Below are 14384 nucleotides of genomic sequence, written 5' to 3'. Positions count from 1 at the left end.
GCTGCCAGTTATTTGCTGGCCTCTTTCTCAATTTCTGTAATGGCCTGATTGAAGCCGCCACTGGTCAACGAGGATCCGGCTACCTTGGAAACATTCAACTCGTCGATCTTCTTACCCACCACAATGGCGTTGATGCCGGAAATGAATTCGCCCTGGAACTGCTGCGTGTTAGGGCTGGTGGGGTGCGGAGTGAGTTGCAGATCGGTGATCACCCCCGAGGCCAGGGTGAGTTTGACGCCAATAGTCTCCTCGCCATTGGGGGAGACGTAATGACCATCCGCGCTGTAGCTGCCGTCCTGATAGCTGCTTGTCCCAGATGTCCCCGAAGTTCCCGAACTGGAGCTGCTGGCATTGCTTGAGCTCTGCTGGCTTGAGGTGCTTTGACTTGAGGCATCCTGGTTGGCCGCGTTACTGGGCTGGCTGGCCGTGGGCGCGCAGGCCGTCACGCCGCCGACCAGGGCGATGCCCGCCGCGGAAAGGAACATCGTCTTGCGGGTGGTAGTTCGCATTCATCCTCCTGAAGTGATTCGTTGTCAGTCTAGGAGACGATGGCGGTGGTGGAAGGGTTCAGCTTGCAACCTTCAAGTTCGCTGTGAGGAGTTGTGAGGAAGCGAACATACTTATAAAGACATTTTCCATAGGCCGCGGTAGGAGCCACTGATAACGTGGGGCAAGTGGTAAAAACAGCGTCTATGAAGGGCCGAGTTATAGCTCTGGTCGGCATCCTGATCGTCGCTACCACTTTACGTTCAGCGGTCACGGTAGTGCCTCCCGTAGTTTCGGAGATCGGCAAAGATCTGCCGATTGACTCGTTGACTATTGGCTTGCTCGGCATGCTCCCCACCCTGGCTTTCGCCTTTTTCGGTTTCTTCACCCCGATGATGATGCGCTGGACAAGCCTAGAGAAGCTGCTGATCGGGGCGATGGCAGTAGCCATTATTGGCCAAGTTGCCCGAGTATTCGCACCCAATACGCCCCTGTTCCTGATTTTTACCGTGCTCGGGCTGGCCGGTCTAGGTGCCGGGAATGTCTTGCTGCCACCGCTGGTGAAACACTATTTTCCGGATCGCCTGGGCTTGGTCACCGCGCTCTATGTCACCATGATCAGCGTGGGTACCGCGCTACCCGCGCAGCTCTCTGTCCCGGTGGCCTCCGCCGCTGGATGGCAGTTCTCCCTGGCCAGTTGGGCCGTGCTTAACTTCGTTGCGGTGGTGCCCTGGATAGTCCTGTTACTGGGCCGGAAACAGCGGGAGGCAGCGGCAACTCAGTCTGCGATGGCTGCTGCGGCGGCGCCTGAGCGGAAAATCAGTGTCTGGCGCTCGACGATGGGTTTGGGACTGACCCTGATGTTCGGCTGCACTTCGCTGAATACCTATGCCATGTTCGCTTGGTTGCCGCAGATACTGACGGAGGCCGGGCTAAGTCATGAAGCCGCCGGCTCAATGCTTGCCCTCTTTGCGGGCTTAGGCTTGCCACTGAGCCTGGTGATTCCCTTATTTGCCAGCCGGATGCGGAATCCCTTACCCGTAGTGGTCTTTTTGTTGATCTGCTTTGTCTCCGGTTACCTAGGGATCCTGCTCAGCCCAGGGAATCTCACCTGGCTGTGGGTGGTTTTGGCAGGCATCGGCCCGGGTACCTTCCCGCTCTCCTTACTGCTGATCAACCTGAGAACTCGTTCCCGGCAGGGGGCTGGCGCTCTTTCCGGCTTCAGTCAAGGTGTCGGCTATGCCCTGGCTTGCATTGGTCCGGTGCTCTTCGGGGTGCTGCATCAGGCGACCGGCAATTGGACCACCGGCTTCATCTTTCTCTTCGTGTCACTGGGAGTCCTGGGCCTCGGCGCGTTCTTCGCCTGCCGTCCCATTTTTCTGGAAGATCAGCAGGGCGATCCGTCATAAATCCCCATTTCGGCTAAACGTCGGGAAACATCCGGGAAATTTTCAGGAAACCTGATTAGTCTCACTTCAAGGCCGAGGCTCTTCGGCCCGGAAGCGGACGAGGATGAGCGTGGATTCGAAAGCGGCGGAAGCGGTGGCAGCGGACTTCCCGGAGGAATCCATGCTGCCCAGCCGAGCACGCCGTCTCCGGTTCTGGGCGATGATCTCCGCCTGGGTAGTTGCTCTCGTCTTGATCGCCGTGGTTGGCGGTGCCCTGCGTGAAGCCTTAGTTGACGTTTCGCCCGCGGTGGAGCAGGAGTCCTTCAGTACGCCGACCATTTACCTGACCAGCCCGCCGAGCCCTGCGGCGGCAACCGACCAGCCGCCGATTGATCCCGCCCCGGCTTCTGCCAGTGTCCCTGCCGGGGCAGTGGCTCCACACCCGCAACCGGCCTACCGGACGCTTGCCATCAAATTGCTTGCCTTGATGCCGATTAAGGCCGTCCAATCCGCCGCCGGATATCAGCGATCGAAGTTCGGCGCGGCTTGGCTGGATGTGAACAACAATGGTTGCGATACCCGCAATGACATCCTGCGTCGCGATCTGAGCAATGTGAAACCGACCCTCGATGGGCATGACTGCCTGGTGCAGAGTGGACAGCTCTCCGACCCCTATAGCGGGGATACCGTGGTCTTCGACCGGAAGAACCCGGCCACCGTGCAGATTGACCAAGCGGTTTCGCTTAGCGATGCCTGGCGAAAAGGTGGCCAGGGACTGAGCCTGGCTCAGCGGATAGCCTTTGCCAATGATCCACTCAATCTGAATGCGGTGGCAGCTAAAACCGCCCTAAGCAAGCACAATGCCGACGCCTCGGCCTGGCTGCCAACGGAAATGGATGACCGCTGCTCCTATGTTGCTCGCCAACTCAGCGTCAAGGTCAGTTATGGGCTGTGGCTCAGTCAGGATGAACACGATGTGATGGCCGCCGTGCTGGCCAATTGCCCGCAGACCTTGGCGCCGAGCAACCGGACAGCATCGTCTAAGCAGCTAGGGGGTCCGATGGCTGATGACGCGCAGCAGCCACTTATCGCTCCGGAGTCATCCAGCGCCCTACCGAGCGGCGGTCAGTCTGGACTTTCGACAAGCAGCGCCCCGCCGAGCCCGGAAAACGGTAGTGAGCAGGCTGAGCCAGCATCCGCCCAAGCAACCGCTCAGCAGTCCAGCAGCGCTCAGCAGTCAACGCCGGTGCAGATCTCGCCGATGTCTACGACCACTCCGTTCCTGCCGACCGCACTGCCAACTCTGCCGGAGTGTTCAACGCCGCCCAGTCCCTCGGCATCACCACAGCCGGAACCGTCGTCGCCGGAGTCAATCCAGCCAGGCCCGAGTCCCAGCACGCCAAATCCAGGCCCCACTTCCTGAACGAGCCGACTTGCCGCGCAGAGTAAGTCATATTGGGGGCACCCGGCGGTTCCAACTATGCTGGAGCGGTGACTCCTGACGAACTTTCCGTAGCTCTTACCGCATCCCTGCAGGCCGCCGTCGCCGCCGGTGAAATCACCGCGCCGGCGGAATCGATTCCCGCGGAGTTGAGAGTGGAGCGACCGAAGAACCGGGATCATGGGGACTGGGCCAGCAATATTGCCCTGCAGCTATCCAAGGCTGCTGGTGTTCCCCCGCGGGTAATTGCGGAGACGTTGAAGGCTCGTTTTGAAGCGCTCGACGGCGTTGCCTCGGTTGAGGTGGCCGGCCCGGGTTTCTTGAATATCACCCTCGAGGCGGCTGCGGCCGGGGCCTTGGCCAAGAACATTGTTGAAGCCGGTGCACACTACGGCGAGAACAGCAGCCTGGCCGGGCAGGTGATCAACGTGGAATTTATCTCCGCCAATCCCACCGGGCCTCTGCACTTGGCACATACCCGTTGGGCCGCCGTCGGCGATTCGCTCGCTCGGGTACTCAAAGCCAGCGGAGCCACCGTCAGCCGAGAGTATTACATCAATGACGCCGGTTCGCAGATGAATAATTTCGCCGCCTCGGTCTTTGCCTCGATCAAGGGCGAGCCGACTCCGGAGGGTGGCTACCCGGGTGCATATATCGACGAGTTGGCACATACCGTGCTGGCCGATCATCCGGCGATTCGGGAACTTACCGACGAGGCTGCGCTGCCGGTCGTTCGGCATGCCGCCTATCAGGCGCAACTGGCTGATATTAAGGAAACCCTGGACGACTTCGGGGTGGAGTTCGACGTTTTCTTTTCAGAGCAGCAATTGCACAGCAGTGGAGCCATTGAGAAGGCCGTTGAGCGGCTGCGCGAACAGGGACACGTCTTCGACCAGGACGGTGCCGTCTGGTTGCGTACCACGGACTTCACCGATGATAAAGACCGGGTGTTGATCCGAGCCAATAGTGAGCCAACGTACTTTGCCGCGGATGCCGCCTATTACCTGTCGAAGAAGGATCGAGGCTTCGAGCAGAAGATTTACCTGCTCGGCGCCGATCACCACGGTTATATTGGCAGGCTGAAGGCGATTGCCGCCTGCGCGGGGGACGATCCGGAACACAATATCGAGGTGATGATCGGCCAGATGGTCTCGGTCAACGGTGCCCGGTTGTCCAAGCGTGCCGGGAACATTGTTGAACTGCGGGATTTGCTCGATTGGTTGGGAGCCGATGCGCTGCGCTATTCGCTAGGACGTTCACCGGCGAACTCACCGCTTTCGCTGGAACCTGAGCAGTTGAAGAAAGCCACCAACGATAACCCGGTGTTCTATGTGCAATATGCGCATGCCCGCACTAAGGCTGTGGACCGCAACGCGGCCGCCGCCGGGGTGGGCGAAGTCTCAGCCGAATTCCCCTTCGACGCCAGCCTGTTGGAGCACCCCACCGAGTCCGAGTTGCTGGCCGCTCTCGGCAGTTTCCCCTCGGTGGTGTCCGAAGCGGCTAAATTCCGCGAACCACATCGGGTGGCTCGCCACCTGGAAGTGATCGCCGGGGCATACCACCGCTGGTACGACGCTTGCCGGGTGACCCCGCAAGGCGAGGAACCGATCACCGACCTCAACCGCAGCAGGCTGTGGCTCAATGACGCCACCGGTCAGGTGCTGGCTAACGGTCTGGAACTGCTCGGCGTTTCGGCTCCGGAGAGGATGTAAGGATGGCGATTTCGCCTCTGGCGCCCGGGTGGTTGAGCTACCCGGAGGATGTCAATGAGCTGCGCACGCAGGAGTGGGCGCACGATGTGGTCCGGCACCCGGCCGGTGAGTTGGCTATCGATGGGGTGAGCGTGCGTCGGTTGGCCGAAGATTATGGCACCCCGCTGTTCGTGCTTTCGGAGGCAGACTTTCGGCAGCGCGCCCGGGAATTCCGCGACGCCTTCAACGCCGCCTTCGACGATATTTGCGGGGGAGTGGACGTCTACTACGCGGGCAAATCCTTCCTCTGCACCGAGGTAGCGCGCTGGGTGATCGAGGAGGGAATGTTCCTGGATACCTGCTCCGGCGGGGAATTACTGGTGGCCGAACGGGCCGGAGTGCCCGCGGAGAAACTTGGCTTGCATGGGAACAATAAATCGAATGCCGAGTTGCGCCGCGCCTTGCAACGCGGCGTAGGCAGGATCGTCGCGGATTCGCTCGACGAAATTTCCCGGATCGAAGTGCTGGCCGCCGAGCTCGGGGTCCGGGCCAAGGTGATGCTCAGGTTGACCCCCGGCGTGCATGCGCATACCCACGAGTTCATCGCCACCGCGCATGAGGATCAGAAGTTCGGACTCTCACTTGCCCTGGGCGGCGCCGCCGGAAGTCCGGAAGGCGCCAAGCAAAGCCCGGCCGAACAAGCCGTTTTGGCCGCCCGCGACGCCGAGCACATCGAATTACTCGGTATCCATTGCCATATTGGCTCGCAGATCTTTGATGCGGAGGGCTTTGCCGAGGCTGCCCGGCGTTTGCTTGGATTCAGTGCTCAAATGCGTGATCGGCACGGCGTTGAACTAGCCGAGGTTGATTTGGGTGGGGGTTACGGCATTGCCTATACCGAAACCGATTCCCCCCGGCCTGCCGCCGAGATCGCGCAGGCGATGGCCGCCGTCGTCCGTCAGGAGTGTGCCAGGCTGGGGCTGCAGCCACCGCGGATCTCCATTGAGCCCGGCCGCGCCATTGTCGGTCCAAGCACTTTCACCCTGTACGAGGTAGGCACCGTAAAGACGGTCGCCGTGGATGCCCCCGATGCATCGGCAAGCGCCGAAGCGGCCGAACGCCGGTACCTCGCGGTGGATGGCGGGATGAGCGATAACCCACGCCCGGTACTTTACGATGCGGATTACACTGCGGTGCTGGCCAATCGAGCTAGTCGGGCCGAGCCAGTGCTGAGCCGGGTGGTCGGTAAGCACTGCGAAAGCGGCGACATTGTGGTGCGAGATGCCTACCTGCCCGGTGATGTCGCGGCCGGAGACTTACTCGCGGTGCCCGGTACCGGTGCCTATTGCTGGTCACTTTCCAGTAATTACAATTACCTGCCCCGTCCGGCCGTGGTCGCCGTGCGGGATGGCGCCACACGGGTGATCGTGCGGGCGGAGACCGAAGAAGATTTGCTCGCCCGCGATCCAGGAGCCTGATGACTGCCCCCACAAACCACGTCCTCGCGCATAAGCCGCTCAAAGTCGCCCTGCTCGGCGGCGGTAATGTCGGCGCGCAGGTGGCCAGAATACTGCTCGACGACGCCGATTCCCTGGCCGCTAGAACCGGCGCCAGGTTTGAGCTGCTAGGCATCGCGGTGCGGAACCTGGATGCACCCCGCACCGCTCCATTACCTCGCGAGCTTCTTACCACCGACGCTGAGGCTTTGGTAAAAGAAGCCGATCTAGTGATCGAACTGCTCGGTGGTCTGGAACCAGCGCGCAGCCTAATTCAGACCGCGATTGCGCACGGCGCCAGCGTGGTCAGTGGCAATAAGGCCCTGCTGGCCGCCGATGGGGCGACGCTGTATCAGCAGGCAGACGCCGCCGGGGTGCAACTGTCCTATGAGGCAGCCGTGGCCGGAGCGATCCCGATCCTGCGTCCCATTCGGGACTCGCTCGCCGGGGACCAGATCACCCGGGTGCTGGGCATCGTTAACGGCACCACCAACTACATCCTGGATCAGATGGACTCCACGGGCGCCGATTTCGCCACTGCGCTCGCCGAAGCACAGCGGCTTGGCTATGCCGAAGCAGATCCGACCGCCGACGTCGAGGGGCACGATGCGGCGGCCAAGGCAGCGATTCTGGCTTCGCTTTCCTTCCATACCCGTTTTGCCCTAGAGAACGTGCACTGCGAGGGCATCTCCTCGATCACCGCGGCGGATATTGCGGCAGCCAAAGAAGCCGGCTTGGTAATCAAGCTGCTGGCCATTGCCGAGAAATTCCCCGCTAAGGATGGCGAGGAGGGCGGCGTCAGCGTGCGCGTGCACCCGACGCTGCTGCCTCGCGAGCATCCATTGGCTGCCGTGCATGGTGCCTTCAACGCCGTTTTTGTGGAGGCTGAATACGCCGGTGAGCTGATGTTTTACGGTCAGGGCGCCGGCGGTACACCAACCGCTTCCGCCGTGCTCGGAGACCTGGTTTCGGCGGCTCGAAGGATCGTCTTGGGCGGCCCGGGACGGACCGAAACCACCACCGGGGAAGTCGCCGCGCTCGGCATCGAAGCGGTGCAAACCAGCTACTGCATTGGCCTCACCGTGGCCGATCAGCCCGGGGTGCTGGCGCAGATCGCGCAGCTCTTCGCCGGCCAGGGCGTCTCGATCGAGACCATCCGGCAGACCATTCACCGCGACTCGGTAGACCAAGAGGACTATGCGGAGTTGCGGATTGTCACCCACCGAGCGCTTGAATCTGCGCTCGCCGGAACGGTGGAACAAATCCGCCAGTTGCCGGTGACCAGAGAAATAACCTCCGTTCTGCGAGTAGAAGGAATCTGAACGCAATGGCTCAGCAATGGCGCGGCGTAATCCGTGAGTACGCGGACCGCTTGCCGGTCACCGAGAAGACCAAGATCATCACCCTAGGGGAGGGCGGCACTCCCTTGGTGCCGGCGCGCGCCCTTTCGGAGCTAACCGGGTGCACGGTGTACCTCAAGGTCGAGGGTATGAACCCGACCGGTAGTTTCAAGGACCGCGGCATGACAATGGCGATCACCGCTGCCGTTGAAGCCGGGGCCAAGGCTGTGGTGTGCGCCTCCACCGGCAATACCTCTGCATCGGCGGCGGCCTACGCTACTGCAGCGGGGCTGAACTGCGCGGTGCTGGTCCCGGAGGGCAAGATTTCGATGGGAAAATTGAGCCAGGCGATAGCCCATGGCGCCACCTTGTTACAGGTGGATGGCAATTTTGATAACTGCCTCGAGGTAGCCCGTAAACTCGCAGAGGCCTATCCGGTGTTCTTGGTTAACTCGGTCAACCCGGCCCGCATCGAAGGCCAGAAAACTGGTTCCTTCGAGGTGGTCGATGTACTCGGCGACGCCCCGGACATTCACGCCCTTCCGGTGGGGAATGCCGGGAACATCACCGCTTATTGGAAGGGCTATCAGGAATACGCGGCGCCCTACAGCAACCCCACTCCGGGAGCCGACGGCGGTGAGTTGCCCGCTGTCTCCAGCAAGACTCCCGCAATGTGGGGCTTCCAAGCCGCTGGTGCTGCTCCGATTGTGGCCGGACATCCGATCGACGAACCGGATACTATCGCCACCGCGATCAGAATCGGCAACCCGGCTTCCTGGGAGCAGGCTATTGCGGCCCGGGACGAATCAGGTGGTGTGATCGAGGCGGTCACCGACGAGCAGATTCTAGAAGCACATCGCTGGCTCTCCTCTCAGGAGGGTGTTTTTGTGGAACCCGCATCGGCGGCCGGGGTAGCCGGAATCCTGAAGAAACACCGTTCCGGTGAGCTAGCATCAGGCCAGAGCATCGTGATCACGGTCACCGGGCATGGTTTGAAGGACCCGGATTGGGCACTCAAACTGCCCGATGGCAGCCCGGTGCAGCCGGAGAAGGTGGAGTTCGACGTGGTGAGCGTGGCTCGGGCACTCGGGCTGGAAGCCTAGATGGGTGCTGCTGAGCTGCCTCAAAGGGCTGAGCTGGCCCAAAAGGCTGAGCTGCCTCGGATCGAGGCTGGGCAGTCGGTCATTGTGCGAGTTCCAGCGACCAGCGCTAATCTCGGTCCTGGCTTCGATTCGCTTGGTTTGGCTCTGAGCTTGTACGACACTTTGACCGTGGAGACCCTGCCCGGTGACGAGCTGCTCTTCGAACTCAGCGGGGAAGGAGCGGAATCCCTGCCCCGGGATGCTTCGCACCTGACCGTGCGCAGCATCGACCATGCCTTGAGCCGCCTGGGTTATCAGCGCTCCGGACTGCGCATCGTGGCGGAAAACGTGATTCCGCATGGTCGGGGCCTGGGCTCCTCGGCCGCGGCTATTGTGGCGGCAATCAGCGCCGCCCACGCCCTGGTTCCGGCCGAGGCACAGAATGGTGAGCAGTGGATTTTCCAACAGGCCTCCGAATTGGAGGGACATCCGGATAATGTTGCCCCGGCGCTCTTTGGTGGCTTGGCGATCTCCTGGCAGGAGGGCGATAACTATCGCAGTGCCAGGGTGCAGGTACGCCCCGAGGTGCACCCGGTGGTGGCCGTGCCCGCCGTCGAGCTCTCCACCGAGACCGCTCGGGCCATGCTGCCCTCCTCGGTCTCGCATCAGAATGCTGCCGCCAACTCGGGCAGGGCAGCGTTGCTGATCCATGCACTTTCAACCGCCCCCGAACTGCTATTGGCAGCCACCGAGGATTATCTGCACCAGGGCTATCGCGCTCAGGCCATGCAGGGGAGTGCTGAGCTGATGGGGGTCTGGCGGAAGCAGGGCCTGGCTGCGGTGATCTCCGGCGCTGGCCCCACCGTGCTGGCGCTCGCTTACGGTGCCGAACAAGCGCAGTTGGCGCAGTCCTTGGCAGCTGCTCAGAACAGTTCCGAGAACGATGAATTTGCCTCGAAATTGGCCTGGCGTGTTCAACAGCTCGAAATCGACACCAATGGTGCTAAAATGGAGTTGCATCGGCGGTAATTGCTGCCTGTCCCATTGCCAGGAGATACATTCATCGGCAATATTCACAGATGCAGACTTCCCGGAACGTCGAAGTGTCCACGGAAGTTGTTTCACCGATCAGCTTATGAGCAGCCCAGTGCGGCTCTGCTGAAAATCAGAGCGCCGGAATCGGCTCGCCAGCTTCATGCTGACTAGCTCGGGAACCTGCGACTGACATCAATCAAAGCGGTCCCATGGACACCGTGGGACCGGTACCGAGGGGGAAGGATCCTTCGTGACAGAAACCACCAGCCTGGCAACAGGCGTGGAAAATGCCGAGATTAATAATGCCGCAGGCGGTGCCGCGGCTCCGGCGAAAAGCAATGGACTTGCCGCTTTGAAATTGGCACAATTGCAGGCGCTTGCAGGCCAGCTCGGGATTACCGGCGGCTCCAGGATGCGCAAGGGCGATCTGGTGACGGCGATTACCGCCCATCAACGTGGATCGTCGGTTGCGGACCGTGATAGCAAGGCCAGCACCAGCCGATCGGCCAAAACCAGCTTGCGTGCCGTTGCTAGCGAGGAAACCCCTGCGGTAGCTCCTGAGGCAGCACCGAGCGAAGGCGCGGCTCCGGCTAAGACCGGACGAGGGCGTGGACGTAGCCGCCGGGCAGCCAGCGACGGCGTGGTCAGCACCGAAGCGGCCGCTCCGGCTGCCGAGGCGAGCACCGAGGTTACCGAGGCCAGCGCCGAAGCCAACGGAGCTAGCTCCGAAAACGCCGAAAGCGGGCAGCGCAGGCAGCGCGGACGTGGCCGTCGGTCCGAGGGTAACGGTCGCAATAACGCCGCCGAAGCCGCTCAGCCGGCCACCGAGCAGCAGGGCGAAAAAGAGCCCACGCAGGATAACCAGGGCCGCGAAAACCAAAACCGGGATAACCAGGGTCGCGACAATAACCGCCAGGGCCGGGATAACCAGAACCGCGCCGAGCGCACCGATGGTGAGGATCGCGGCAACCGCAATGACCGTCGTCGTCAGCGCAACGGCCGCGAGAACACCAATGAGCGCAGCGATCGTAATGACCGCGGCAACCGCAATGACCGTAATGACCGGTTCCGTGACCGCAATGATCGCCGCCGTGGCCGCAATCAAGGCCCAGAGGTCGACGACGTAGAGGTCACCGAAGACGATGTCTTGCTGCCGGTAGCAGGCATCCTGGATGTGCTGGAGAACTACGCCTTTGTGCGCACCTCCGGATACCTGCCCGGACCGAACGACGTGTACGTGTCCTTGGCCCAGGTCAAGAAGCACAATATGCGCAAGGGCGACGCCGTGGTTGGCGCCATTCGGGCACCCCGCGAGGGCGAAGATCGCAGCAATCAGAGCCAGCGGCAGAAATTCAACGCCCTGGTCCGGGTGACCAGTGTTAACGGCAAGAACCCGGAAGAGCTCAAGGATCGTGTTGAGTTCTCCAAGTTGGTGCCGTTGTACCCCACCGAGCGTTTGCGCCTGGAGACCGATCCGAAAAAGATCGGCCCCCGCGTTATCGACCTGATTGCGCCGATTGGTAAGGGCCAGCGTGGTCTGATCGTCTCGCCGCCGAAGGCCGGTAAGACGCTCATCTTGCAGTCGATCGCCGAGGCGATTACGACCAATAACCCCGAAGTGCATTTGATGATGGTGCTCGTGGACGAACGTCCCGAGGAAGTCACCGATATGCAGCGCACGGTGCGTGGCGAGGTTATTGCCTCCACCTTCGATCGTCCCGCGGACGATCACACCCAGGTTGCCGAGCTATCCATTGAGCGCGCCAAGCGCTTGGTGGAAATGGGGATGGACGTCGTCGTATTGCTCGACTCGATGACTCGTCTGGGCCGGGCTTACAACAACTCGGCGCCGTCCTCTGGACGTATCCTCTCCGGTGGTGTGGATGCGGCTGCGCTCTACCCGCCGAAGCGTTTCTTTGGTGCCGCTCGCAATATCGAAAATGGTGGCTCGCTGACCATTATTGCCAGCGCTCTGGTGGAGACCGGTTCCAAGGCCGACGAGGTGATCTTCGAGGAGTTCAAGGGTACCGGTAACTCTGAGTTGCGCCTCTCCCGTTCCTTGGCGGATAAGCGGATCTTCCCGGCTGTGGATGTGAATGCTTCGAGCACTCGTCGCGAGGAGAACCTGCTGTCGAAGGACGAGATCAAGATCATGTGGCGTTTGCGTCGGGTGCTCTCCGGTCTGGATCAGCAGCAAGCACTTGAGCTGCTCACCTCCAAGCTTCGCGATACGCAGAGCAATGTGGAGTTCCTGATGCAGATTCAGAAAACCACCCTAGGCGCTAAATCCGACGACGATAAATAGCCCATTTTTACCCAGCTGTCCCACTCAATGTGACTAATGTTGCTGGTGTGAAGGAATTTTCTTCACACCAGCAACACCAGTAACACCCAGTGGGACAGCTGGTTTTTGTTCGGTTAGTCGGACGGTTGGAAGGTTGATAGATGTTCGAGTCCATTCATGGGCTTCTGGAGGAGCACGCCGAGCTGCAGCTTAAGCTGAGCGACCCGGCGGTGCATACCGATCAGGCTCTTGCACGCAAATTAGGCCGTCGCTATGCCGAGCTGAGCAGCATCGTCGAAGGCAATAGCCGAGTCCAGCAGCTTTCCGATGATCTGGAGGCTGCCCGTGAAATGGCGTCCGAGGATCCGGAGTTTGCCGCTGAGGTTCCGGAGCTGGAAGTACAACTTGCCACCGCTCAGGAGAAACTACGCCGTTTGCTGATCCCGCGCGATCCGGATGATGCTCGTGATGTGATCCTTGAGGTTAAGGCGGGGGAGGGCGGCGACGAGTCTGCGCTGTTTGCCGCGGACCTGGTGCGGATGTACACCCGCTACGCGGAATCCAAGGGCTGGAAAACCGAAGTCATCTCCTCAACCGAATCAGATCTGGGCGGTTATAAAGACATCTCGATCGCGGTCAAGGGCCGTTCCAATGATCCGGCCGAGGGTGTTTATGCCTCGCTCAAATTTGAAGGCGGAGTGCATCGGGTACAGCGCGTTCCGGTGACCGAATCACAGGGCCGCATTCACACCTCGGCGGCAGGCGTACTGGTGCTGCCCGAAGTGGACGAGCCCGAAGAAGTTGAGATCAACCAGAACGATTTGAAGATTGATGTCTATCGATCCTCTGGTCCCGGCGGACAATCCGTGAACACCACCGACTCGGCGGTGCGGATCACTCACTTACCCACCGGCATTGTGGTGGCCATGCAGAATGAGAAGTCGCAACTGCAAAACCGGGAAGCCGGTATGCGGGTGCTGCGGGCACGTATTTTGGCTCATCAGCAAGCCGAAATCGACGCCGCCAACTCGGCACAGCGCAAATCTCAGATTCGCACCATGGACCGTTCAGAGCGAATCCGGACCTACAATTTCCCGGAAAATCGGATCGCTGATCACCGCACTGGCTACAAGGCTTACAACCTGGACGCCGTGATGAACGGCGATCTGGAACCGGTCATTCACTCTGCCATCGAAATGGACGAGCAGTCTCGACTGGATGCGTTGGGCGACTGAGTCAGCGTTAGAAATGGATCAGCTTGAACTAGCCGAGGCGTTACGTGTTGCGACTGCCGCACTTACCGCCGCCGGAGTACCTTCACCCCGGGTGGACGCGGAGTTGCTCGCCGCCCACCTGCTTAGTCTGAACCTAGGTGAATTGCGGGCGGCCGCGCTTCGGGGTGTTCCGGCGCCAGAGGGATTGGCGGATTTAGTTGCCGAACGTGCCCAGCGGATACCGCTTCAGCACCTCACCGGCAAGGCTTATTTCCGCCATCTGGAACTCGCCGTCGGCCCCGGAGTCTTCGTACCACGGCCGGAGACCGAGACCGTGGCGCAACTAGCGATTGATTGGGTAACCGCTGCCTCGGTCAATCGGCCGGTATTGGTCGATTTGGGCACCGGCTCCGGCGCGCTGGCCGCCGCACTCGCCACGGAAATCCCGCAAGCTTCGGTATACGCCGTCGAACTCTCCGAACTGGCGCACGCCTGGGCAGCCCGTAATCTTGCTCCCCACGGGGTGGAACTCCGGCTGGGCGACCTGCGCACGGCCTTCCCGGAACTGGATGGCCTGGCTGACGTGGTGGTCAGTAACCCACCCTATATTCCGGCCGCAGCCGTCCCCCGGGAACCCGAGGTGGCCGAGCACGATCCGCAAATTGCGCTTTACGGCGGCGGCGCTGATGGCCTGGAATTGCCGACGGCGGCCCTCGCCAGCGCGGCTCGCTTGCTAAAGCCCGGCGGTTACTTCGTGATGGAGCACGCCGAGGTGCAGGCAGAGGCCATCCAGCGGCTATTCAGCCGGGCGGGCTTCCACCAGGTACAGGGCCATCTCGATCTTGCGGACAAGGATCGAGCCACCAGCGGCGTGCTCGGTGAATCCGGCGGAGGAGATGAAAGAGCCGGGGAGATGACAGAATAACC

Annotated in this window: 11 protein-coding genes; 10 read left to right on the top strand and 1 reads right to left on the bottom strand. The window is 61.2% G+C overall.

Annotated elements, in window-relative coordinates; genetic code table 11:
* Window positions 1-8 precede the first annotated feature (8 nt).
* Window positions 9-509, bottom strand: coding sequence for an FMN-binding protein (locus FHU41_RS05210; RefSeq protein ID WP_179388537.1), 501 nt, complete (start codon window positions 507-509; stop codon window positions 9-11).
* A gap of 183 nt (window positions 510-692) precedes the next feature.
* Here FHU41_RS05210 and FHU41_RS05205 point away from each other — a divergent pair, with 183 nt between their 5' ends.
* From FHU41_RS05205 to prmC, 10 genes are all read left to right on the top strand, one after another.
* Window positions 693-1895, top strand: coding sequence for an MFS transporter (locus FHU41_RS05205; RefSeq protein ID WP_179388536.1), 1203 nt, complete (start codon window positions 693-695; stop codon window positions 1893-1895).
* 109 nt (window positions 1896-2004) lie between these two features.
* On the top strand, window positions 2005-3297 hold the full coding sequence (locus FHU41_RS05200; RefSeq protein WP_179388535.1) for an HNH endonuclease family protein: 1293 nt from the start codon (window positions 2005-2007) through the stop codon (window positions 3295-3297).
* Window positions 3298-3365: 68 nt separating this feature from the next.
* Window positions 3366-5027 carry an arginine--tRNA ligase gene (argS, locus tag FHU41_RS05195; RefSeq protein WP_179388534.1) on the top strand — a complete coding sequence of 554 codons (1662 nt, stop codon included), beginning with the start codon at window positions 3366-3368 and terminating at the stop codon, window positions 5025-5027.
* 2 nt (window positions 5028-5029) lie between these two features.
* On the top strand, window positions 5030-6484 hold the full coding sequence (gene lysA, locus FHU41_RS05190) for a diaminopimelate decarboxylase (RefSeq protein ID WP_179388533.1): 1455 nt from the start codon (window positions 5030-5032) through the stop codon (window positions 6482-6484).
* Window positions 6484-7824, top strand: a complete 1341-nt coding sequence (locus FHU41_RS05185) for a homoserine dehydrogenase (protein WP_179388532.1) — start codon at window positions 6484-6486, stop codon at window positions 7822-7824. The genes lysA and FHU41_RS05185 overlap by 1 nt, the downstream gene beginning before the upstream one ends.
* Window positions 7825-7829: 5 nt before the next feature.
* Window positions 7830-8945, top strand: coding sequence for a threonine synthase (thrC, locus tag FHU41_RS05180; RefSeq protein WP_179388531.1), 1116 nt, complete (start codon window positions 7830-7832; stop codon window positions 8943-8945).
* Entirely contained in the window at window positions 8946-9953 is a 1008-nt protein-coding gene (thrB, locus tag FHU41_RS05175; RefSeq protein WP_179388530.1) for a homoserine kinase, read from the top strand.
* Between the two features lie 256 nt (window positions 9954-10209).
* Complete coding sequence (gene rho / locus FHU41_RS05170; RefSeq protein ID WP_179388529.1) at window positions 10210-12264, top strand: transcription termination factor Rho; 2055 nt, start codon at window positions 10210-10212, stop codon at window positions 12262-12264.
* A 140-nt stretch (window positions 12265-12404) separates the two neighbouring features.
* The gene (gene prfA / locus FHU41_RS05165; protein ID WP_179388528.1) at window positions 12405-13478 is read left to right on the top strand and encodes a peptide chain release factor 1; all 1074 of its coding nucleotides are present in this window, start codon (window positions 12405-12407) and stop codon (window positions 13476-13478) included.
* A complete protein-coding gene (gene prmC, locus FHU41_RS05160; protein ID WP_246279433.1) occupies window positions 13462-14382 on the top strand; it encodes a peptide chain release factor N(5)-glutamine methyltransferase in 921 nt (306 codons plus the stop codon). The genes prfA and prmC overlap by 17 nt, the downstream gene beginning before the upstream one ends.
* Window positions 14383-14384 lie beyond the last annotated feature (2 nt).

The organism is Psychromicrobium silvestre (assembly GCF_013408295.1).
In the GTDB taxonomy this organism is placed as follows: domain Bacteria; phylum Actinomycetota; class Actinomycetes; order Actinomycetales; family Micrococcaceae; genus Renibacterium; species Renibacterium silvestre.
Note: the sequence above shows the minus strand (reverse complement) of the source record. Positions and strands in the feature narration are given on the sequence as shown.